22 protein-coding genes and 1 pseudogene are annotated in these 22,851 nt (G+C 51.1%); 11 read left to right on the top strand and 12 right to left on the bottom strand.

The window, feature by feature from the left end; translation table 11 throughout:
- Positions 1-339 precede the first annotated feature (339 nt).
- The 7 genes from rplX to RDM26_RS06340 all read right to left on the bottom strand — a co-directional run bounded on the left by rplX (position 340) and on the right by RDM26_RS06340 (position 12,682).
- Complete coding sequence (gene rplX / locus RDM26_RS06370; RefSeq protein ID WP_022864702.1) at positions 340-759, bottom strand: 50S ribosomal protein L24; 420 nt, start codon at positions 757-759, stop codon at positions 340-342.
- A complete protein-coding gene (gene rplN, locus RDM26_RS06365; protein ID WP_122820090.1) occupies positions 760-1,128 on the bottom strand; it encodes a 50S ribosomal protein L14 in 369 nt (122 codons plus the stop codon).
- A 270-nt stretch (positions 1,129-1,398) separates the two neighbouring features.
- The gene (locus RDM26_RS06360; RefSeq protein WP_307738160.1) at positions 1,399-2,151 is read right to left on the bottom strand and encodes a sortase; all 753 of its coding nucleotides are present in this window, start codon (positions 2,149-2,151) and stop codon (positions 1,399-1,401) included.
- On the bottom strand, positions 2,120-8,794 hold the full coding sequence (locus RDM26_RS06355; protein ID WP_307738159.1) for a SpaA isopeptide-forming pilin-related protein: 6,675 nt from the start codon (positions 8,792-8,794) through the stop codon (positions 2,120-2,122). Before RDM26_RS06355 ends, RDM26_RS06360 begins: the two co-directional genes overlap by 32 nt.
- On the bottom strand, positions 8,794-9,933 hold the full coding sequence (locus tag RDM26_RS06350; protein WP_307738158.1) for a Cna B-type domain-containing protein: 1,140 nt from the start codon (positions 9,931-9,933) through the stop codon (positions 8,794-8,796). Before RDM26_RS06350 ends, RDM26_RS06355 begins: the two co-directional genes overlap by 1 nt.
- On the bottom strand, positions 9,930-10,943 hold the full coding sequence (locus RDM26_RS06345; protein WP_307738157.1) for a class C sortase: 1,014 nt from the start codon (positions 10,941-10,943) through the stop codon (positions 9,930-9,932). Before RDM26_RS06345 ends, RDM26_RS06350 begins: the two co-directional genes overlap by 4 nt.
- Positions 10,944-11,086: 143 nt before the next feature.
- A complete protein-coding gene (locus RDM26_RS06340) occupies positions 11,087-12,682 on the bottom strand; it encodes an isopeptide-forming domain-containing fimbrial protein (protein WP_307738156.1) in 1,596 nt (531 codons plus the stop codon).
- A 425-nt stretch (positions 12,683-13,107) separates the two neighbouring features.
- On the opposite strand from RDM26_RS06340, the gene lepB reads away from it, so the two are divergent.
- The 3 genes from lepB (at position 13,108) to RDM26_RS06325 (ending at position 14,632) form a co-directional block, all read left to right on the top strand.
- Positions 13,108-14,016, top strand: a complete 909-nt coding sequence (gene lepB / locus RDM26_RS06335) for a signal peptidase I (protein ID WP_307738155.1) — start codon at positions 13,108-13,110, stop codon at positions 14,014-14,016.
- A gap of 125 nt (positions 14,017-14,141) precedes the next feature.
- Positions 14,142-14,330 carry a hypothetical protein gene (locus RDM26_RS06330; protein WP_307738154.1) on the top strand — a complete coding sequence of 63 codons (189 nt, stop codon included), beginning with the start codon at positions 14,142-14,144 and terminating at the stop codon, positions 14,328-14,330.
- Between the two features lie 176 nt (positions 14,331-14,506).
- Positions 14,507-14,632, top strand: a complete 126-nt coding sequence (locus tag RDM26_RS06325; protein ID WP_307738153.1) for a hypothetical protein — start codon at positions 14,507-14,509, stop codon at positions 14,630-14,632.
- A gap of 90 nt (positions 14,633-14,722) precedes the next feature.
- Here the strand turns inward: RDM26_RS06325 and RDM26_RS08415 are convergent, their stop codons facing one another.
- The 3 genes and pseudogenes from RDM26_RS08415 to RDM26_RS06315 all read right to left on the bottom strand — a co-directional run bounded on the left by RDM26_RS08415 (position 14,723) and on the right by RDM26_RS06315 (position 15,923).
- The gene (locus tag RDM26_RS08415; RefSeq protein WP_374041822.1) at positions 14,723-14,935 is read right to left on the bottom strand and encodes an antitoxin VbhA family protein; all 213 of its coding nucleotides are present in this window, start codon (positions 14,933-14,935) and stop codon (positions 14,723-14,725) included.
- 453 nt (positions 14,936-15,388) lie between these two features.
- Positions 15,389-15,652 (bottom strand): annotated as a pseudogene (locus RDM26_RS06320) (Txe/YoeB family addiction module toxin).
- A gap of 4 nt (positions 15,653-15,656) precedes the next feature.
- Positions 15,657-15,923, bottom strand: a complete 267-nt coding sequence (locus RDM26_RS06315) for a type II toxin-antitoxin system RelB/DinJ family antitoxin (protein WP_307738152.1) — start codon at positions 15,921-15,923, stop codon at positions 15,657-15,659.
- 270 nt (positions 15,924-16,193) lie between these two features.
- Here RDM26_RS06315 and RDM26_RS06310 point away from each other — a divergent pair, with 270 nt between their 5' ends.
- Positions 16,194-16,376 (top strand): hypothetical protein, encoded by a 183-nt coding sequence (locus RDM26_RS06310; protein ID WP_307738151.1) that lies wholly within the window; start codon positions 16,194-16,196, stop codon positions 16,374-16,376.
- Between the two features lie 26 nt (positions 16,377-16,402).
- Here RDM26_RS06310 and RDM26_RS06305 read toward each other — a convergent pair whose 3' ends face one another.
- Positions 16,403-16,708: a hypothetical protein gene (locus tag RDM26_RS06305; protein ID WP_307738150.1), complete on the bottom strand. Its 306-nt coding sequence runs from the start codon at positions 16,706-16,708 to the stop codon at positions 16,403-16,405.
- Positions 16,709-16,732: 24 nt separating this feature from the next.
- Entirely contained in the window at positions 16,733-17,203 is a 471-nt protein-coding gene (locus RDM26_RS06300; RefSeq protein ID WP_307738149.1) for a Rib/alpha-like domain-containing protein, read from the bottom strand.
- Positions 17,204-17,566: 363 nt separating this feature from the next.
- Between RDM26_RS06300 and RDM26_RS06295 the strand changes: the two genes are divergently transcribed.
- From RDM26_RS06295 to RDM26_RS06265, 7 genes are all read left to right on the top strand, one after another.
- Positions 17,567-18,418: a tyrosine-type recombinase/integrase gene (locus tag RDM26_RS06295; protein WP_307738148.1), complete on the top strand. Its 852-nt coding sequence runs from the start codon at positions 17,567-17,569 to the stop codon at positions 18,416-18,418.
- Positions 18,415-18,735, top strand: coding sequence for a hypothetical protein (locus tag RDM26_RS06290; RefSeq protein ID WP_307738147.1), 321 nt, complete (start codon positions 18,415-18,417; stop codon positions 18,733-18,735). The genes RDM26_RS06295 and RDM26_RS06290 overlap by 4 nt, the downstream gene beginning before the upstream one ends.
- A complete protein-coding gene (locus RDM26_RS06285; protein WP_307738146.1) occupies positions 18,725-19,042 on the top strand; it encodes a hypothetical protein in 318 nt (105 codons plus the stop codon). The genes RDM26_RS06290 and RDM26_RS06285 overlap by 11 nt, the downstream gene beginning before the upstream one ends.
- Positions 19,039-19,830 carry an AAA family ATPase gene (locus RDM26_RS06280; RefSeq protein WP_307738145.1) on the top strand — a complete coding sequence of 264 codons (792 nt, stop codon included), beginning with the start codon at positions 19,039-19,041 and terminating at the stop codon, positions 19,828-19,830. The genes RDM26_RS06285 and RDM26_RS06280 overlap by 4 nt, the downstream gene beginning before the upstream one ends.
- The gene (locus tag RDM26_RS06275) at positions 19,823-20,158 is read left to right on the top strand and encodes a hypothetical protein (protein ID WP_307738144.1); all 336 of its coding nucleotides are present in this window, start codon (positions 19,823-19,825) and stop codon (positions 20,156-20,158) included. Before RDM26_RS06280 ends, RDM26_RS06275 begins: the two co-directional genes overlap by 8 nt.
- A gap of 16 nt (positions 20,159-20,174) precedes the next feature.
- Positions 20,175-20,621 (top strand): hypothetical protein, encoded by a 447-nt coding sequence (locus RDM26_RS06270; RefSeq protein WP_307738143.1) that lies wholly within the window; start codon positions 20,175-20,177, stop codon positions 20,619-20,621.
- Between the two features lie 446 nt (positions 20,622-21,067).
- Positions 21,068-22,851: VaFE repeat-containing surface-anchored protein (locus tag RDM26_RS06265; RefSeq protein ID WP_307738142.1), on the top strand; the 1,784-nt coding region annotated here is incomplete at its 3' end.

Below are 22,851 nucleotides of genomic sequence, written 5' to 3'. Positions count from 1 at the left end.
TTTCAAGCAGAAGACGGCATACGAACTCCCACATCCGGTCTCCGCGGATGGTCACGTGAGCACCGATCGGCTGGCCGGCACGCAGTTTGAACTGCGCGATAGATTTGCGCGCCTTAGTGACAACCGGTTTTTGGCCGGTAATCGCGGTCAGGTCACGAATCGCGCCCTCCATTAGTTTGGAGTCGTGCGAGGCTTCACCTACACCCATATTCACAACCACTTTTTCGAGGCCGGGAATCTGGTTTACGTTCTTGTATCCGAACTCTTTTTCTAGGGAGCTACGGATTTCTTCCTGGTAGCGCACTTTTAGGCGCGGAGCCACAGTTTTTGCTTCAGCCATTAGATGTCCTCCCCGGAACGCTTCGCGTAACGCACCCGCACCGTACGTAGACGGCCGCCACGTTCTGCCTGTTCCTCACGGAACCCAACTCGCGTAGGCTTCTTAGTCTTGGGGTCAACCAGCGCCACGTTGGAAACGTGAATCGGTGCCTCGCGGTATTCGATGCCGCCGGTTACCTGTCCCTGCTGGTTTTGCCCCTGGCGAGAGTGGTGGGTACGAATGTTTACGCCCTCGACCAGTACCCGGTCACTGGAGCGGTATACCTCTAGTACCCGACCCTGCTTGCCCTTGTCCCCCGGTTTGAGGGCGGGCAGGCCTTTTTCGGCGCGACGTTCGTTGCGCTTGGCCAGTTTCTTTTCGTCACTGGTACGGCCAGCAATGACCTCTACCAGATCGCCTTTCTTTATTTTCGCTCCCATTTACAGCACCTCCGGAGCCAGAGAGATAATGCGCATGAATTTCTTGTCACGCAGTTCCCGGCCGATGGGGCCGAAGATACGCGTGCCACGCGGTTCTCCACTAGGCTGCAAAATAACTGCGGCGTTTTCATCAAAGCGGATGTAGGAACCATCCTGGCGGCGACGCTCTTTGCGAGTGCGCACGATTACCGCTTTAACAACTTCGCCTTTCTTGACATTGCCGCCGGGAATAGCGTCTTTTACAGTGGCAACAATAGTGTCACCAATACCCGCAAAACGCCGCCCGGAGCCGCCCAACACGCGAATGCAAAGCAGTTCCTTTGCGCCCGTGTTGTCGGCGACCTTCAGTCGCGACTCTTGTTGAATCATCGTGTTCTCCTAAAACTGGGCACAATGCACCCCTTAGGTTGTTTCTTCCTGTTGCCCGGCGAGGCCGGCTCCCCAGTTGGCCACGAAAGTGGCAGACTCAAAATGCTCTGCTTTTGCAGGTCACCAGGTCTCTGCCGTGACTTTCCAGGGCGGAACGCAACCCCTTTAGCTTAGTGCAAAGATGCAGGCAAATGAAAGTTCGTGCCCCTATTTATGCTGTAAGTTTCCTCACCTGTCCGGGCGCTCAGCTGAAAGCCACAGCCTAGTCGCCTACTTATTTTCGGCTTTTACTAGGCGGGTCACTATTTGACCGCTGCCTGAAAAGTTGGGGGTAAAGATTGCCGCTTCCCATCTTTCTCGGTGGCGGGAAATAGCGGATTGCTTTTTGCTAGGCACTGTTTCCACGGTCGCTATTTGGTAACGGTATTCGCGTCCAGAAATATCGGTAAACACCACTTTGGAACCATCTGGCAGATCTTTAAGCCGCGAAAACTGCTGATTGTTCGCGCTATCGGCGATCACCAGATCCCCGCTGGCGGGGTTGCCCCCGTAGATGCTCGGGATTTTCGCGGTCGCCGCCACGTCCCCGCTCGCGATAATCGGCCAGCTACGGTTCAGGTCTGGGATCTGCAGGATCCCGGTTACCTCATACCCAGACAGATTCACCGTCTCCAGGTAGGGGCTATCCCCGCTGGAGGCAGCAGTACCACTACCAGAACCAGCAGCACCTTCCGTACCCCGCTTACTGCCCTTACCAGTGACTTTCCCATAGGGCGAGCCCGCCTTTTTCGCATTTTCCGGGGTTTGGGTAGCGATGACTCCCACCTGGCGGGAACTGGGGATAACCTCCTGGGTTTTAGTCAGGAGATTATCGATTTCGCTATTGTCACTGCGGTCGCGCCACCAGGAGTACCCCAGCAGCGCCACCAGCAACAAGCTCAGCGCGATACAAATGACTTGTATCCACCGCACCCAGCATGCCCGGCGGGCTTTACCCGCGGCGGCGATATCGCATCCAGCCATATACTGCTGCCCCACAGATCATTAGGCCGAACAGGGTGAAGGGCAGGGTACCGATGCCTCCCGCCTGTGGCAGTTCATAGGGCTGATAGTTCTTGACCGTGACCGGATGCTCGGCACTGCCTGGCTGTTCACCAGCCACCTCGGGCGCGGGCTTTTGGAATAGCTGTCCGTTCCAGGTGGCGGTGTACTTGTCCGGAGTTTTCAGTTCCTTTACGAAGTATTCCGCTTCACTTAAGTCCGGGAACACAACTTTGCCTTTGTCAGTAGTCTTAACTACGCGTGACAGGTAGTAGGTAGTATCTGCCTGCTTGACCGTCTTAGCGCTGTCAGCTAGGCCTGCGAGGCCGGCCTCTTGCAGCTTGTCCGCGCTAATCTGCTGAGAGCGATCCGGGGAGTACAACCCAAATACCGCTCCGGCAAGCCCGTTCGTGCAGGTACCATCGTTGCCGCAGTTATCTCCATCAGCTTTAAACAGGTTGATTTCCCACTTGCTACGGATGTTTATACCGGTAATCGTAACGTTCTCATCAGCGTTATAGCTGAAGGAATAATCTCCTTCGTGCTCAACCGGGTTCTCAGTGCTGCTAGTGGCCACCTGGTACTTAGAGAATTCCATCCCATCGGCGGGAGGAAGCTCCGCCAGGGTGTAGCGTTCCCCGTTCTTCCACGTCCAGGTTCCCGAGGGACTGGCGGGTTTGCCTTCCAGGGCGGTCAGGGAAATCTTTTCCGAGGACGAGGCATCTTTGGCTACCGGTACCTTCACCTCAATATAGCTGCGGCCAGCTTTCTTGAGGTTTTCGATCAAGGTCTTCTCGGTCATTTCTTCGGGGGTTAGTTTTTCCCCGGTGTAGACTACGAAGTTATATACCGTTGCCTTGCTTAGTTTCAACGGCTCCTTATTTTCGTCTTGTACCTGCTTTAGCAATTGCATTTCTGCTGGTACTTTCACCCCAACTTTGAGCGGAATGGCCTCTAAGTCCAGGCCTCCGGGGGCACGGTAGTTGTAGCCGAAAGTGTTCCAGGCAATGTCGCCCGGGTTGGGATTCTCTCCGCCAGCGATCTTGGCGTCGAAACGCACCCGCAAGGAAGCGCCTCCCTTGAGAATATCGGCACTGTCCGTAAAATTAACGCGTAGGGAACGGGAACTAGCTTTCCGTTCAGTTCCCCAATCGCTAGTGGCACTACCGTCCCAATCTTTTTCGGTAAACCCGATGGCTTTATCGGAATACTCCACCGTGTATTTACTGGGATCTATCGTTGTCCAGGTTCCATCCCCGTTATTCACTTCCACTGTCAGATTCGGTTCATCTGCAAAACCTACCTTAAACTGCGATCCCCGCTCGGGGGCACCCGTAAAGGTGTAGTTATCGCCGGTTTGCGGCAGGTTATCGATCAGAGTGATACGCGGAATGGAGTCATCCGTATTGTTCTTGACTTCCAAGGTATAGGTGAATAACGAGCCTTGACTGGGCAGCGAAATATAGTTCTTCTCGCCCGTGGACATCACTTTGTTATCCGGCTTTGCCTTTTCTTCTACGCTCTTTATTGAGGAGGTATAGGCGTCTTGGGCAATCGGCACAAACGCGTCAGCCTGTACGCTGGGTAACTTATTTTTGTCTTCACTAGCACACACGTAGCCAATAGCATTGTCCTTCCAGCAATAATAGGGATTAACCGTAGAATCCGGCTGTCCCGGATCATTATGGTTTTCACTGGTAGTGGTGGATAGCTTCAGATCTTGAGCAGCGTTCGAACCATGCTTAAGAGCTCCCTGGTCGAAAGATTCGCCAATCGGGGTCACGTAGGCGTTGTTGAACACCATCCGATAATCACCCGTTTGCTTCGGATTCTTGCTAGACAGCTGCAATGTGGCGGTACCCTCCGGCATCAGGGGATTACCCGGAACCGAATATCTCGTTTGCCCAGGCGTCTTTTGTCCATCGGTACCGGGAATAACCCGTACGTTAAACTGCAGCTTCCCGTCTTTCGAGGTGAGAGACACATGGAACACGGTTCTATTCCCCAGCACAGCCAGGGGCTCACCGTTGACTGTCAAAGTGTTCGAAGTCGAAGAATAAGCGGGATTACGGTATCGCACAGTCACGCTCTGGGGGTTCCCCTGCGCGTCATATTTCCAGTCGTCGAGGAACGTAAGCAGCTGGTATCCTTCATCGCAATCATTGCTTCCCCAGCCGTAGCCGCCCGTGTTGTCCAGCTTCGGAGGATGACAAGTGTAAGTAACCGTACCGGTAAAGACATAGTTGGGATCCAAACGGTCACTAATTACATAGTCGGTGATTGGTTGCTTCCCGTCGTTATGGGCGGTTACTTCCCAAGTTAAAGTATCAGGGTATCCGGCGGCCTTGGGATCTTTAGTAATGGTACCAGCCGCATTCTTTTTAGCGACTAACTTTTTAGAGACTCCCGGCAAGATTGCTCCGCGAGTCAGATCCACTTGGGAGGATAGCCACTGGGTATTATCGTCCCCGCCAACGAAACCATTTTTGTTAGCGTTGTTGGTGTCAATTATCTGGCGATCCCCATCATTGGCTGGTGCCTGCCCTAACGGTTGTGAGGTGATCTCAATATCGGGATTGACTTGTATTTTTTGCCCCTGTTGATTGTCATAGGGCATAGCAATCTGGTTACGACTTAAATCTTCGGTTTTGATTTTTTCGCCGACTGCTACCAGGTAGCTATACCCCACGGTTTCCCCGGGGTTCAAATAGTATTTATCCCGCTCTGCGTCGTATCCCAGATTGGAACCGGCCTGAGAGTTATCTAGGCGGAAAGTTACGTGGCGCGGGTTTTGCGCATCTACTATCGCCTGTAAAGAGGCTACTTTGGGTTTTTCTCCCGGGAAATCGACGGGAGTGTTTTCAGCACTGGATTTCCAGGTTTTGCGGATTGGCAATCCTTTGTCTCGGGGCTGTTCTTCGGGGAATAGCCCGGTGTAATAGGTGTCACCGCTGAATTCTAGCTTGATACCAATCCCATCTGGCACCGGTTTACCGGTATCATAGTCTTTATAGGTGGTGCAGACGTCGTTTCCTTCTTCATTCTTGTGGCACTGACCATTTTTCAAAAATGATTGGTCATCAATGCCGGCAAAGAAATGGAAGCCTTCAGGCAAGACGTCTTGAATGTCATTAATGTACAGGCGCGATTCGCCGTCGTTATGCAAAACGTTATAGTAGCGCACATATTTGTACAGGTTAGTTTGTTCATCTTGCGCCGAGTTGGTGTATGTAACCCGGCCACTGGCAGTTTCATCTGGTCGGAGCACGGTGTAAGAATCTGAACCGCTGCTAGAACCGGTACCACCCCATGAATAATGGGTTTCAGTTTCGTACTTATAGCGTTCTTTCGCAACTACCCCGGTATCAGCCACGCCTTTTTGCAGGGTAGCTCCCGCTTTTCCGCCCAGATAGTGGCTTACCGAATAGGAATCATCCAGTACCCGCCAGGTGTTAAATAGGGTGTCTAACTGATATTTCTGTCGGTAACTATCCCAGTCTGCGTCCTCAGGTAGCTGCCAGGTTACATACATATATACCGAGCCGGATACTTCTAATTGCAGATCCGGATCCCAAACAAGGTATTGCTGGGTGTCACCGGTTTTGCCATCTGCCGGGTTCTTATCGGTAATCTTCCAGTTTTTCAGATCGCCGGCAGTGACCTTTAGCCCGTTTTGCCCGTCTGGAATCTCCAGGGTCAACTGGTCTTTAGTCCAGGGTTTACCCGGCAAACTAGGCGGCAGAATGTCATAGATCTGGTCGCCACTGAGTTTAAAAGGCTGATCCCCAAATACTGACAAAGCCAGGCGATAGGTAACCTTTTCCCCTGCGTTCAGGGGGCTTTGAGAAACTAAGGAGTCTTCATCAAAAGTAGCGCCCCGCTTGGTGACTATTCGTTTGTCTGCCCCCAGCTTCGCGATACTCATCTCAGTTTTATCGGTAATGCTGTATTTCGGCGACTCGGCAGCGCCAATATTTAGCGCATCAGGCTGACCGGGAAGCACCTGGCTATAGCCCGTCTTTTCGGGATCCGTTAGCGTCAAATAGTCCACGCTAACGGTAGAAGGGTTCGCAAAATCTTGGCTGGCCATAAACCAGAAGGTCGAGGTAGCAATACCCGCCCCGTTATCAAGTTTCTTCACTTCGATACGGTCAGCAATGAAGTCTTTGCTAGAAGAGGAATCGCCTACCGTTTCGGTAGCACTGAAATGAACATTTTTATAGGTACCTGGTTTATCTAACAGGTAATAATCCTGTCCGTCATAGTTGTATTTCTTCAGTCCCTGCAGATCTGGGTTAGTTGCGTTATCCCCTTTAACTGGCACTAGTAGCACTTGCGCGCCCGAGAGCTTATCGGTAAAGGGCAGGGCGTTATATACCGCTTTCCCGCCTTTACGTTCTAGGGAGAGTTGATATTTAACCACGGTTCCCAGTGGAATTGCGGTTCCGTTTTGTTCTACCTTCTTATTCTTCACGTAGGCGGTTTTATTGACCTCGAAAGAGTTGACCGTGGTTACCTTATCGGGAACGTCTTCATCGTTCAGATTCACTTTGTTAGTGGTTTGCTGCTCGGTAAACTCCCGCTCGGCCATAAAATCATCTTTAACGGTCGCTCGTACCACGTGTTTAATGGTGTCTCCACCGTAAATCACGTGGCCGGGAACTTCCCAGGCCACTTGATAGCGGGTATCTTGCACTACTATCAAGTCTTTTAGGGCATCCTGCAAGGCAGCAGCAGTGTTATCAACTGTCTTAGTCGCCCCCGACTGGGTAATCGCTATCTTCCCATCGTCTTGTTTCTTTAAACTCAAATCTGCAGGCTTAGCGGTTGCACAATCCAAATAGGCTTGCCCGGCACCCTCTTTACCACTGGTAGTGGTATGTTTTGCGGATACGTAGTTCTCACAGATCTGAGCACCGGTGATCTTAATCGTGAGGCCGTCTCCGTCCTCGCTAAACATTTTGGCCATTTGCGCGGGCGCAAGGTAATAGGCTTCGGGCAGATGATCGGCAATAATGCCTTCATCTTCCTTGCCCGCTTTAATCTTCCAAGGGGCAGATCCCTTGTTAGCGGTGGTGATGGTGAAGTCAATGGGGTCGCCCCGGTAGAAGCTTTGTCCCTGCCCTGCATGGGTCTTAGTTACCTCGGGAACCGGGCCTTGCATGGTTACCGGGTTGGTGACCGCGGCCTCAGATGAAGCGGGATCAGTATGGGTGTATTCAGTAGTTACCGCAAACTCATTATGCAAATTGTACGTTTGATCCGGCTTCGGATCCTTCACCAGCAAGAAATTGTCACCAAACCGAATGTCGACAGTTCGACCAACCAATTGTGGTTTATTCTGATTTGCCGCCAAATCGTAGGTAATTTTTAGAGTGCGCTTCTCAGTGTCGAACTCGTAGCTAAGTGAGCTTTGATAAATATCGGAAGCGCGCAGGGCGAATAGCGGGACTTTTTCACCATTGTTATCAAAATTGACGGTTGTGTAGAGGGGACTGCTATATTCGTCCCCTGGTTTGATTGTCCACCCCGGGATCTGGGTATACCATTCCCGAATTGGGCCAGTTTTTCCAACCTTTTTTAGGTATTCGGGGTTAAATTCTACCCCCTCGGGCAGGGTGAAAGTATCCACATAGCTGGAATCGGTGGCCGGATCGCGACCGACGTCGGCTTTGGGCATCCCCTCCGTGGTTACCGGGGTATTGCGGAAAGTGTAACGCAAGTTCTTAATGTAATAGTTTCCGCTTCCCTTGTCATAAGCGATGCTCGGGTCAGTCGCCGATCCCCAAACCCGGTCTGGTTTCGGTTTATCCAACCAATCAAGTGGGTCTTTGTTGAGCACCTCTTTCTTGGCTTCATATTTTTGCCGAATGGTATCCCAGGTATTTTCCTGCACCTGGCAGCTGGGTTCTTGGCCTTTCTTGCCCAATGCAGCTGCGTCCTCAGGCGAAAGCTCCTCGATCCAGACTTTCAGATCCCCACCGGCTGACGTAGGAGAATCATGCTTGGCTTTCACCGGAAGTAAGAAAGCATCCCCGATATCAGAGCCGGCAATCTCGATGTAATAGTAGCCAGGTACCGCTTTACCGTCATCATCTTGCACCTGGTTAAAGGTGTAGGGGTTCTTATCCCCCTCCGCCTGATAGTAGGTTTTTCCTACCTCCAGTTTGGTGTCAGCTTTCCCACCCAAAACATAGCCGGGAGCGGCAGCAGTTTTGTCGGTAAAGCGGAAATAGACCCGATAAACTTTCGCTTTCGCGGCTGCCGTGTTGGAGATCCCGATGTTTTGGCTAAAGGCCTCCCCGGTCCAACGCTGATTAACGTTGTCCGAGTTAATCGCCTCGGCCTTTTCAGTCTCGGGATTTTCGGTTCCGGGCTGGGTGTTTACTATCGCTACCTGTCCATCGCCGGTCTTTAACAGTTCAGTAGTTACCGTACCGGGGGCAACCTGGCAGGAGGTTGGCGCCCGCATCGGCCGCGAAACGTTAGTTGCCCCTAGGTTATTGGCCTCTTGAATGCCTAAAGAGTAGGAGGGAATTGCCAGTAGCAGCGTGGTTACCAGGAAAGAAAGCGCCGCCAGGATAGCTAGCAGCCGAGTGCGGTCTTTATAGAGTTGATTAAACACTATTTCGCCTCTCTATCTGCGCGGTTTTGCCTAGAATTGGTCGCGCTTTCCGATTTGAAATCACTGCTGCCTGCCGCCACTAATTGCCGACGCCGCGCAGCAATTCCGCCTGCCCCTAAAACCATCAGCAAGGGGGCTAGCCATAAGTAATTAAGATTCGCGCCCGTCTTAGATAACGGAGGACGCTTGGGGGGATTTTTGGGAACTAAAGTATTGGTAACTGTGAAAGCCTGGCCAAGCTTTTCGTAGCTAACCGTGTAGGGGGTGTTGCCCAGCTGTTCGGCTACTGCCCAGCGATGTCCCTCACTATCTTCCCAACGGTAGGACCAGTTGTTTTCACTGTTTAACTCGATGGTTTGGAATAGTTTTTCGTCGCGCAAAATCTGAATTTTTACTGCCCTAGGCCGCGATTCTTGGTTTCCGCCGTCCTGCCAGTGTTTAACCACCCTGTATTGGGCCGGTTTGGGAAGCACTTTTTCTAGCTTCGCCACTGCGTTTACGCCGTATTGCAGTTTTCCGTCTACTAGGCTCGGCACAGTAACTAGCGAGGGATTAAAAACATAGGTTTCCCCGCTAGCAGCCGTACTGGTAAAGGGATCCGCCAGCAACAGGTAGACACCTACTTCCAGATTGTTAAAGGTTGCATTCCCATTGCTATCCGAGGTCGCCATCACATCCGGCGTCACCTGGTCAGCCTGGATATGGTTAGCGAGGTTGCCCGCGAACTCCGCCCATTTACTAGCGTCAACGCTACCCGCGGGAATCACTCCGCTTTTATCTTGGAAATCATTCCACTTTAAAGCTTGTAAATACTGCTGATAGGCCGGCAGTGCAGGGAAATGCCGCTTCGCCTGCGCTATCCGATAGGCGGAGACTTTCACCCCCGCCAAAGGCGCGCCCTCGTAGTGAAAATCGAGAGTGATAGTGCCTTTTGCGTTTTGATCAATCTTTTCTAGATTTACTAAATCCAGGGAGGTAGTGCCGGAGGATGCACTGGTTTCGCCACCAGTGCCTGAGGGGTCAGCCGGGGGTGCAGCGTGCGCGGCGGCGGGAGCGAGCATCCCGATTCCCAGTAGTGCTGCCAAAAGCGTCGCAGCCAGCGTCCCTAATAAGCGGTTGAAACTAATTGCTTTGCTCATAGTGTTTCCGTCTTTCCTCCCGCTTGATTTCGGCGACGCCGCAGGTGCGTTACGGTTATCGCCACAATGATTCCTAACACTGGCACCGAGATGGCTAGCGAAACCATCACCGGATCCATAGCGACCGCATCGGCAGCCACATAACCGGCGTCCCCTCCATAGGGAACCCGGTGACCGCGAACGAGTAGCCGGTGGGTATTAATCGCATAGGGCGTGCAGGTTACTAAAGTCGCGTAGTCTTGCCCAGGAATAATTTTTAGATTCGATAGTTCTTTGGGTTCGACTACCCGGATTTGGTCAACTTGATAAGCCAGGTCACGATCTAGTACGTGTAACACGAAGCGATCTCCCTCCTCTAGCTCGTCAAGATTGGTGAATAGTTTGGCGCTGGGCAATCCGCGGTGCCCAGACAAGATCGTGTGGGTGCCTGTCCCGCCGGTAGGTAGCGAACTGCCGGGCACATGCCCTGCCCCTACCTGCAGTACCGAATCCTCGGTGGTGTGGTAGATGGGTAAATCTACCCCTAGTTTTTCGATTTCGATATGCCCCATCATCCCGGTTTTCCCGATATCTAGCAGGGAAAGATATCGCTGCATTTGCGAATGGGACAGATGGTAGCGCGCCGGGTTGGACAGCAGTTCCCGGTTATAGGCTTCGGCCTCATCCCAGGTCTGCTGGAGTTCTCCGGGACGCATTTTATCTACGGTTTGGGTATATTCCGCGATTGCGCGGCCTTGTTGCAGGGTGTTCCAGTAATTACTGATAGTGGGGTAAAAGAACACCAACATGCCGCCCACGAATACTGCTATGAAGGCAAGATCGGGGATTCTTGACCGCTTAGCGCCCGGCGCATCGGTTGCTTGGCCAGATGCGGAGGCCGAGTCCTGGCGGCTCGAAGTTCTCTGACCATCCAGGTTCTGTTGCTGTGGGTCAGAATCGGATTTTAGGTGCCGCTGATCCAGGTCATCAGCGGCCGAAGCCACTTGCTGATCTACCGGAAGCGGTTGCACTTATTGTTCCTTTCCTAACCCTGCCGAGGAGCCTTGAATGCGTTACGCACTAAAAAATGGAATTGGCGCTGGTCGCGTGACCAGAGAAAAGATTCTCTGGTCACGCGACCATGCTTGCCTTCATGATCGGATGGTTATGCTATTTAGCTGTTTTGCTTGCGCCGCCAGACGAATCCGCCTGCCGCGCCGGCCATTACTAGCAAACCAACTACCGTAAAGATGACAGTACCGATACCACCAGTTTCAGGCAGAGTAGAACCGGAGGTGTTTTCAATGTTCATCGAGACTTTACCGGTGGGAATATCGCCATCGGCGGCCTGTGCTTTACCGGGGGTGATGGTCAGGGACTCAATCTTGCCTTTACCATCATCGCCCACAGTCAGGCTGGCCGCGATAACGAACTTGAAGTAGGCATCGTCCCCTGTCGGCAGGTTGTAGCCTGCAGGCGCCTTGATCTCTTTCAAGTAGTAGGTGTCGGCATCCAGACCAGCGATATTGAAGATGCCACCTTCGGGGGTGGTGATTACCGTGCCCGCGTCGCCGTCAACCCAGGCGCTGATTTTGCCATTTTCAATCTTGGCGCTCTTGGACTTGTCGGAGTTGTACAGACGGAACTGTGCATCCTTTAGTTTGGTTTCGGGATCCGCAGAGTCAACCTTGGTGGTATCCAGCTGGTAGGTGAAGGCCCAAACTTCGTCTTCCGGGGTCTCTCCCAATCCGTCACCATCGTTAACGTCCTTTTGATAAACAACCAAGGACTTGTTGGGGTTACCCGCCCCACCAATCACGGCCTGATCATTTACCGTCGCGGAGTATTCCACGGTAACTTCCGAGTCTGCGGTTAGCTCAACGCCCGCGGCTTTCGCAGTGGCTTTCAGATCGGTAAACATAATTTCGATCTGCTTGCCGCCGTTGTATTCAGCGCCGTGGGTATCATCGGTGATAGCAGTTACATTTACCGTATCCGGAGTTATTTCTTTATCCCCGATTTTTACGGTGAGATCTTTAGCGGCAAAGCCCTCGGGCAAAGTAAAGCCCTTAGAAATGAAGTCTTTAAAACCATATTTATAGGTAGTGAAGTCCGCAATGTTGCTGGGCATAGTACCGGTCAGTTTGAAGGGGGCTTCCTGTCCCACATCGAGATCAGCGGTATCGCCCCATTCCCCAGTAGAGTCTTCTTTAATCTTCTTAGTAGAAGTAGGAACCGAGCCCTTGGCCTCAACGGTGACAGTACAACCCGCAACCTTCAGAATCGGAGAAGTAAGCGCTGCAGCTTTCTCGTCGGTATCTTTCACCAGGTAGTAGCCGTGATCGGCTTCGCCCAAGGTTGCCTTGTAGGAGTAAGGAGCCGCCTCACCCGATTTGGTAAAGGTTTTTGCAGTCCCCGTAACATGCTTCGTGGCAATCTTGGAGAACTCGATAACCTTGGAGCTTTCCAGCTTCGATAGTTTCTCTGCCAATTGCGGAGCGCTAGTTACATCCTTCAGCTCGTCAATGCTGCCGTTTTTCAACTCAGCCAGTAGGGCATCAGAATCAATGCCGCTTCCCCAGCTAATATCGGTTAGTTTTCCGTCGGAAACATTACCATTAAATAGCTGGTAAGCACCGTAAGTATGATCGCTTTCTTGCGCGGTAATAGTAATTTCCGGGGCGCAGGTCTTATCAAGGTTTTTGCCGGCAGGACGCAGCGGAGATGCCGACGCTAACTGGGCAAAGGACAGCGACAGTGCTGCGACCAATCCCAACGCTAGGAAGAGGCCAGCAAAAAGTCTACTGAACCCCCCCCCACGTGAATAATTTCGAATAGGAGTGCCCATTATTCCTCACTTCCCGTGCTTTCAGCACTTAAAAATCTCAAACAGGGACACAGCTGCATTAACCCTCTTAAATTAAAGCAACATGAATATGGTATCAGTTTAATATTGTCTTCGCATGGGAACCGAAGCCCCATTTGCTAGCTTCCCGAAACCGCGCGACTTTGCGGAAAACGAATCAGCTCTCGCGACTAACTGTCGGGCTGTAAACTAAGAAATTCCTGCCCTCAGCAGCCTGAAATGTTTAGGTTTTAGGGGATCTTAGAAGGGACAGCAGTAATGATGCCATAGCATTATAGAAACAAGCGCTAAAGTACACTAAGAGGCAGCGAAGCAAGCGGAGGTATTTAATGGGCGATTTTCAACCCGCTTCTGGCCTGCCAAAACGATCTGAACGCCGCAAACGTAGCGAGACCAGCAACCCGGTCTCCTCCTACCTAAAAATCCCAACCGAGAATCCCGGAGAGCCAAAGCAAAGCACCAAGTCCCTGGTTAAATCTAGGCATTTCGAGCCGCGTCGCGCTCTTAAGGAAGATCGCCACCCGCAACCCGCTGCAGACTTTCCTGCTTTGAGCCAAAGCCCGGAAAACCCTGAGAAAAAGGGGTTAGCCACCCCCATTCGTCCTCGGCAAGCAGAGGGTACTTCCCCGCAGTTAGCAGAGGAAGTTACCGATAACCGTCAGCGTCAGAAAGAAAAAATAGCGAACCTTACTCAAACCGCTAAGAGCCAGTGGGAGAAGATTCGCGCCCGCCCGGTTTTTCGGTTGCTGGTGCGGATAGCGGAAGTGATCATAGTCGTAAGCGCAGTCGGGATTCTGGTCGCAACTTTCTTTATGTCGGTACTGCAGATCCGGGGCGAATCCATGACCCCTACCCTGCGAGATGGGGATTTGGTGGTCGCCAGTCGCCACTCCAGCTTCCAAAGCGGAGACATTATCGCTTTTTACTACAACAACAAAGTGCTACTGAAACGGGTAATCGGGCAACCCGGTGACTGGATAGATATGCGCGAGGATGGCACCATCGTGGTCAATAAGAAACCCTTGCGTGAAAACTATGTCAAAGGCAGCAAAATCGGGAAAACCGATATTAAATTCCCTTACCAAGTTCCCGAACACCGCTACTTCGTGCTGGGTGATCACCGCTCCATTTCCCTAGATTCCCGCACCAAAGCCATCGGCACCGTCTCCGAAGATCAGGTCGTCGGCAAAGCCATGCTGATCGTCTGGCCCCTATCCCACTTCAGCGGGGTTCGTTAGGGTTGCTGCTCGGGGATCAGCCTTTTCCGCCCTCACACTAAGAGTAAATACACGTAGAATTAACAGTAACCTCTGGTAGGGACTATAATTAGTTTGCAGCATTCATCGGGGAATGGAGATAAGTCATGCAACTAACCAGACGCGGAAATGTTACCAGAGCCATCCATTCCGCCGAGCTTGAAGATCAGACAGTATCTTCTGATTTCTTGGATGCTGCCAACGAATATATTAAGGGAACTATAAACGCTGACGAATTGGTCGAACGCACTAAGAATCGGATTATGAAAAGAGGGGCAGCGAACCCAACCAAGTGATAGATGTAAACCACCAACGCCCTAGCCAGAGATTAGAGATTTAGGTATCAAAAAATGCATCCACAAGACAGAGAGCCCAGCCGGAATCCGGTCAGGAAGATCAGCTAACCCCGTACGTTGAGGTCGCGAACTGCTCTAACCCGGCAGAAGCTGCGATTGCATTTGCTGACGTTGCGATGAATCTTGCCGATATGCCGGTAACTGACCCTAGAACCCGCGACCTAGTCCGCCAGGTGGCAGAACAATCCCTCAGTGCCGATGAAGCAGTAAAAATTCGTTTATCCGAGATTCTTGGCAAGTAGGGATTTCCGGGAACCAGCTCCTCAAGCTAGCTAGTTCAAAGGTGGGAGCGGGGCGCTACTTAGGTTGAGGAGGAATTGCGTTCTTGCGTCCTAGGGCGTTTGCGAGCATGGATGCTCAGCTGAGTTGTTCGCGCCCGCAGAGCCTCGGTTGCGATTCAATGCGCGTTGCAGCATTTCGTCTAGGCTCAGGGAGCCGTCAACGTACCTGTTTGCATCGCATAGAAACTGTGGAGAAAGAGTACCACCCGAAAGCTTCGCCGAGTGGATTGCCCTTTCCACATTTTCCCGTCTAGATAATTGCATTTTCCCACCTTTTGCACCGACCAAAGCTACCTTTCATTATATCATTTACCAGGTATTTTATTGTAGGATTAGCAGAACTTAGTTGGGAGAAAGACTTGCTAGACGATGTTCGAAACTGACGTTAAAGGTATTGGTTGCCATCTGTATCCACCCCTTTCACCAAAGCAATCTAAGAACAAAAAATAAACGATTTACTTGTATACTTCGGGTGTTTTTATTGATCTAACCTGACTTGGAAGGTGCATTAACAATTGCGAGACCCCTGTCACAACAGTATCGCGACCAGGACGGGGTTTAGCGCGCCCAATATACGTAAGATACGCCGTTCACTTGAAAATACCAGTACAGTTAACTGATAATGAAAGTGGTCTTTCCTAGGAAGGGCTTCCAGGAGCCGGGGGCTGTCCCCCGGCATTTCTTTAATCCAGAAATCCTATTTGGGTATTACCCCTCCTATTTATCGCGGTAATGGGAACCGCATTGCCAAATTTCTAGTTGAGAATTATTGATTCTGAATACGATTCTATTTTTGTCATCAATGCGGGCACTCCAGTAACCCGATAAATCACCCTTAAGCGGTTCCGGCTTTCCAATGGAGTCGTATCCGTTACGTTTAATATCCGTGATAAGTCAATTTATCCGACGTAACGTCTTTTTGTCGCGAGTCTGCCAGGTAAGGTAATCCTCCCAGCCCTCCTCGCTCCAAACAATTTGCATGATTTTATTCTTCAATCAAATCATGCGGGATCAGCTGTTTTCTGCCGGCTTCGACCTCGTCAATCGCCTTCTTGAGACGGGAAAGATTCTCTTCAGAGTAAAAGGGGTCAGCCGAAACCTCGAACGGTATCCGGCGCTCACGACCAACTTTTTTAGCAAAAATCGTGAACGCTGCACTCATTGAAAGCCCAAGTTCCCGGCAAGCGCTTTCCATCAAACGTTTATCGTCTGCCTTTAGTTTGAAATTGACGTTAACGGTGTTAGTAGCCATCTGCATCCACCCCTTTCTCTAAACTATTCTAAGAATACATAAATAAATCCACAAGAGATTTACTAGTATATTTCTAGTGTTTTTATTAATCTAACCTGACTAGAAAGGCGCGTTAACAATTGGAAAAATCCCGTCACCGCTGGATTGCGACCAAGTAATGAAGATCACGAGGCCTGGACGAAAGGTCAGATAAAATCGGTAATCGTCAGAACCAAACAACTATCGCCGGGAGTGACAAGGAGCGCTCATAAAGCAACAGCAAGGAGCAAAATGAAAATCTCCGTTAAGGCAACTCCATGGGAGAACGGCTGGGAATTAAAAATAGCACCTGACCAGTACACTCAGGTCGAAAAAATAGCTGACGCGAAACAGCAAGTTATTGACTACCTAGACACCATAGACCCAACCCAAAACCACTCAGATTGGGGAATTCACCTTTCACCTGAGGAATGAACTCCCCAATCCCGTAGCGCAGCTGCTTACCGCGTGTGCGCAGATTTGCATCTACGGCTAAGCAATAACGCGCCAGCGGTGCTGAGGGAAGCGAGAAGCACTAACGCGGCCAGCCCCACAGAACCGGTATTAGATAATGCCGGTTTCTTCTCTGCCGTTGCCGGAGCGCTCTGACCCGGTTTAGGCGAGGAAGCACCCTCACCCCCAGGTTTAGTTTCCGGTTTACCGGTACCAGGGTTAGGGGTGGTTCCAGGCATATCTTCACCTGGTTTCGTGCCGGGTTCAGTAGGATCGGTACCTGGTTGCGCATCAGCCTTTACTATTACTTTCACCGTGATTTCTTCACTGCTGCCATCTTAATAAGTAACGGTCACTACTGCCGAAAGCTCTCCTGCCTCCTCGGTACTGGGCACATTACCTTTCCACGCATACTTGACTTTAGTTAAATCAGTTGGTGCCTTCCCTTTAAACGTAATTACCTTACTCAGTTCCGGCAGCTTCTCACCCTTTTTAACCGTGATTGGATCGGCTTGCGGAGTATAGACGTCTTTATCGGGAACAGTCTCAGCTGGACACAAATCCTCCCAGCAGAAGTCGCCCGAGTCCTGCGCTACCCCAAAGTTGTGGGCACTCGTGTTACTTTCGAAAACATATCCGTCTTTAGTTTTAGCTATTAGCTCTTTTGCTTGATTGATTTCCCAAGTGACCTGCTCAGTATCATCGGGTTTAATCCAAGTTGCATTAGGCTCTGCTTTCCCATTAGCCACCCATTTATTGCAAGGATCGTTCACCTGGGGGGTTGCGGAATCTTTGGGGCTAATGCCCATTCGGGCATTAGCCCTTAATATCCCAGATAACCACCCACTAATCACAGTTAGGCGGAAGGAAATTGGAAAAACCCCGTCACCGCTGGATCACAACGAGGACGGGGTTTGGCGCGCTCGACAGGATTCGAACCTGCAACCTTCTGATCCCAAGTACCTGCACGTATTAGCTGTTAAAGCCGGGTTTACTGTTGAACTACTCTCAAAAGGTCACATTTTTTTGTCCCAGTTGCCAGCCACCCTGGCTACACCCGCCACGCCCGCAGCGTCAGCTACGCCATTAACGCTGGTATTGCTGTTCATTCTGGTTATTGCTGCTGCATCTACGTTCGGATGCGCCAGCCGATACAGAAAGGGCTTTATCAAATGAGCGAAAAAATGATTTACGAGTGGGGAGTAACCATGAAGGCCGAAGGGCTTTCTAGCCGCACGGTAAAAGAACGTGTAAGGCTGTTAAACCAATTTGAACGGCAAACTGGAACCTTAGTGGAAACCGCTACCCCGCAAGTTATAGTCCAATGGCTTGCCGGGTTTGAAGATCAGGGCACTAAAGCCTGCTACTTCACCCATCTTTACGCTTTCTATGCGCATCTTAAACGAATCAAGTTCAGGCTCGATCCGCCCACTGACCAGATTAAACGCCCGAAGGAACCAATCAAACGCCCGGAGGCGATAACCCCTAATCAGTTAAAGCAGATACTCGACTGGCCGCTGCGCACCGATACCCGCTCAAAAATTCTTTTCGCGGCCTACGCCGGATTACGGGTGGCAGAAATCGCTAGGTTGCACGAGAACCAATTCAATTTCGCTGACGGGCTAATCACGATCCACGGAAAAGGAAATAAGACAGTTACTTTGCCGCTACACCCCATGCTGCTAGAGCGAGCGAAAATCCATCTAGGCAACGGATATTTTTTTCACCACCCCGATCATCCTGGCCAGCCGCAAAACTCTCGCGCTGTGTCAAGGTGTATCTCAACCAATATGCGCCGTGCCGGGGTAAACGCGACCGCGCACCAGCTACGCCACTACTTCGCTACCCAGCTATTACAAACTGGCACCTCGATGTTTGTGATCCAGACTCTCATGCGACATGAGTCAGCGAACACTACCGCCAGGTATATCCATGTTTCTCAAGCAGACCAGGTAGAAGCACTCAAAGCCCTAACCGCTGCGCCCTTACAGGCCGACCAACTATTGAAAGAGGTAATTAAATGATCCAAATAGACGATAAAACCCATGACGATATTCAAACCCAAATCACCGCTTGGCTATCGGGTACAACCCGACAGAAAAAGGCTCAAGCCGCCTGCGCACTATACCAAGCCTTAACCCACGCGAAGGCAGGCCAAGCAGAGAATAAACCCGGTTGGGAAATATCAGCCAACCTGCTAAAACAAGCGCTAACAAATAACCCCGCCAGGGCAGAAATGAAAGAAAGATTCGTAGCTGAGGCACGCCTAGTAAACGCTGCACGAAAATTAATCGCAATATCCAAACCATCACCAAGGAGGAAACCAGGAAATGACTACTAAGAAAATGACACGCGAGAAAAAAATGATAGATGATGCGTGTGACCAACTTTGGACTATCGAAAGCTATCAAAACGAGATCATTAGTTGTATTGACGAAGTCGGATTCGACTTATGCGAACTAAAAAATGTTCTCGAAGATTTTCCCCGTGAGTTTGACGAGAGCACAGAAAAATTAAGCGACCTGCTAGATGCTGCTTACAGGTTGGAAGGCTGGGCGATAGGTCACCACCAGGTCATCCAGGAGCTAGGCGAGATTTTGGCGAAAATCGAGAAAACCCAAAACCACAAATCAAGGAAAAATAAATGATTACTGTCGCTATATGTAACCAGAAGGGTGGAGTCGGTAAATCTACTACCACTTTCCACCTGACCCGCACAGCTATTTTAGCTGGCACAAGAGTGTTAGTGGTTGATTGTGATCCGCAAGGAAACCTAACCAGTGCCCTCACGCCGGACTTATTGGCTGAGGATGCTATCGGGCTTGCAGACGCGCTTTCTACCCGCACCCCGCAAACCTTACCCGAGGTGATCACCCACACTATCTGGGAAGGTGCTGACCTGGTGCCCACAGTCGGGGATGCGCTAGGAGTAGTCAGAGATGAAATCCTGCTATCCAGGATCGGAGGTGAAAACCGGCTACGCAAAGCCCTAGATAGCGTTCGCGACCAGTACGACCTGTGTCTTATTGACTGCCCGCCATCCCTAGACTCCCTGCTGATAAATGCGCTAGTAGCAGCCGGTACAGCCCTTATCGTGACGCACTCAAAGCAATGGTCTACTAACGGGCTGGCCAGCCTACTAGAAACCATGAACGCGGTACGGGAAACCCAAAACCCTGGCCTAGAACTTGCGGGAGTGCTGATTAACCAGCACGAAGCTCGAACCCGCGCCGGAACCTATTGGGTGGACGCGCTGCGGGCAGCATCCACACAAGGCGGGTTTAGAATCCTGCAACCCCCAATACCTAAACGGGCTGTCATATCCGACTGCGTAGAGTGCGGATCAGGGCTCGACCAGTGGGCAGCAAACACGGCAGACCTGCAAGAAAAATATCAAGAAATATATCAACAAGTGAAAGGAGAAAACCATGAATAACGCGCCCAGGCGATCTAAACTCGCTGGACTAACCCCCGCTAAACCCGGGCAGACACCCGAAACGGGGCAAGCAGAACCGGCAGCCAAGCCAACTAACCGGCAAACTAAGATCACGGTGCGCCTCGATACGGAAATCGTAGGACGGGCAAGGCAGGCTTGGTTACAAACCCTGCCAATCCACCAGTTATCCTGGGCAAAATGGATTGAAACCGCTATCAAAACCCAAACAAAACAAGTAGAATTAGAACATAACAATGGTCAAGTGTATGAGCAGCTACCCCCCGGTAGTATTCCTCCCGGCCCCATAAACTCTGACCCAACCAAGTAGATAAAGGATGAAAACAATGAAAACCAAGACCACAAGGCGCATCCTGGCTGCGCTTATCACTATTCCTATTGCTATTAGCCTTACCGGCTGCGGCGGGCAAGACTCTAAAAAGTCTGAACCCAAAAAACCTGCCGTAACCAGCAGCCAAAGCGTTAAAACTGAAAAAGCCACTAAAGAAAAAGCACCGGCAGCGCAACAACAACCCGCCACCAATAGCGGGAATAAAACAGCAGTGCAGCAAGTACAAAGACCTGCCGCACCCGCACCCGCTCGGCGCGCACCACAACGCCCTGCCCACAAATACCAGGCACCCGCAAAACCGGCACCACAACCCAAAACCCACAGCGGTAACAACGGAGGCGGATACAAACTAAAACCCTACGAAAAATCTTTTGATAAAAACGATCTGGATCAGGATGGAAACATCACCGGCGGAGGCGATGAGTTTGGCAATACCTGGTAATAGCATTTAATAAGTAGTTCTTATCTAGGGAGCCAGGGCGTATTACTTGCGCCCTGGCTCCCTTTTATTTGCCAGTGCTTCTTTATATATACGGGAACGTGCTGGGTTTCCACTAACTCCTTATTGATACAAAAACCTGTGCCCCCGACCCAACCGGTCGGGGGCACAACGCCAGTAAGGATCAGTGCCTTGCCACGATCCCTGGAATCTATAAGTAGATAGAAGGAGTAACAGTGAACACTGGTACCAAACAACGAAGCGCAATCCTAGCGCTTCTAGCCCTAATTGTAGGGTTAGTAATACCCTTAACGAGTCCGGCACCAGCCCATGCCGTAAAAACGGGGCCTGGCTATCTTGTCCCATCCACGACGAGCGCCTCTATCAAACACTGGTTAGGTGCGCACCAATCGGTAACCGGAGATGGCAAACTCGCCTGGTGTATCGAAATGGGGCCGATGGCTATTGCCCCCGGACAGACGGTGACCAAGGAAACCCTCACCGGAGCGGGCGCGATGACTAACTACGGTGGAGGCGATGTCGACCTCACCAACGTTGCGCAAGTAGCATGGATTCTCGATAAGTACGAGAATGTAAATACTGCGGACTCGCGCGCCGCTATCTCGATGATTATCCATTTTAACCTGGAAATAAATAAATCCTCGGCAGCGGCAAAAGCGGAAATTTACCGGGTATGGGGTTGGCTAATAGCTAACCATCCTGCCGCTGCTAATCTTGCCCGCAAGTATGTTCAAGAAGCTAAAGCCTCCGGGGTACACTCTTACACTTCCACCTCTCATACTGGTGAGGGAAAACGCGAGGGCACCATCAATAACATCGGAATTAAGAATGTGGCCGGAAAGAATATTGCTGGTATTCCTTACACGCTGACTCTTAAGGGGCCGGCAGTTTTTACTGCGAGCGGTAAAAATACTCTTTCGGGTAAAACTGCCAATAAGCCGATTACGGTTAACTGGCGTTCTACCGGAAACGGAAAAGTATCCTTCACAGTGAAATATACTTATAAGGATGCTTTAACTAAGTTGACCGGTCCAGCCGGGAAACAACGCATGATTGCTAACCGTGCGGATCCGAGCCACAAGACTGTTCCTGGTGGGGAATGGAAAGTAATTTATGATTTTCAGCCAATTGCCACCTCTAAAGTAACTGAGCCTTCGGTAGCTTCTAACAAGGGTGAGATCACTGATACTCTTAAGGCTTTTGCTGACCCGAAGTACGCTAACCCGGAATGGGTTAAGAATACTGAGGTGACTTATAAAGGCGCAGTCTATTTCATGGGTGAAACTCTGCCCTCTAAAGCTCAAGCGGTACCTGCCGGGGCGAAGCCCGTGGCTACTACTAGCTTGAAGTTCACCGCGCCTGGCGAGCAGACCGCGACCGTTAAGGCTGATAAGCCCGGCTTTTACACCTGGGTATGGTCAGTAGATAAAAAGAGCCAGAAAACTCCTGACTTGATTCACGCTAACTGGACTGACGGCTACACCGTAGCCGGGGAAACCCAGGTAAAACGTATTGTTGGGAAGATTTCCTCGAAGAATAATGTGATTAAGGTACATTCTGGATCGGATGCTAAGTTCTTCCTTAATGACTGGGTAAAGGTTGATGGATTCCCGTCTAACCACCCCACTTTTGCTGGTTACGGGGCTATCAAGGCCGATCACAAGACTATTGACCAGCACCTATATTGCGTACCTTCCAAGACCAAACTCGCTGAAGGCGTAACTAAGGGCATGACCCCCGTCAAGTCCTGGAATATTCCCGCTAAGAACGGGGATTACAGGATTGCTGACTACTTCCCGGAGGCTCCCGGCGAGCATATCCAAGATATTGACTGCCGTGGCACTCTAGTGTTCGTGTCCGAGTTTGCAGGTGATGACAGGGTAGAACCGCTACGCACTAGCGAGCTAGACCCGAATGAGTCTTACGTTCCCGATCAGCCTGGTATCCACACCACCGCCACCGATAAGGCCGATGGGGACAAGTTCTTGCCTCTAACCGGTATGGTGACCATTAAAGATGTCGTTACCTATCGTGAGCTTGCTGCGGGCAAGGAATACACTTTGCAGGCAACCTTGATGGATAAAGCTACTGGTAAGCCCTTCCAGGACTGTGGTAAACCCGAGGTTAAGGATTACTCCAAGGCTATTGCCGCCCAACTGGACGGGTTTAAGGATGCGCTCAAGAAAGATCCGAAGTTGAGCTTTGATCCGCA

Source organism: uncultured Varibaculum sp., from assembly GCF_902489465.1.
In the GTDB taxonomy this organism is placed as follows: domain Bacteria; phylum Actinomycetota; class Actinomycetes; order Actinomycetales; family Actinomycetaceae; genus Varibaculum.
The sequence above is the reverse complement of the archived record's forward strand: the minus strand, read 5'-3'. Positions and strand labels throughout refer to the sequence as shown.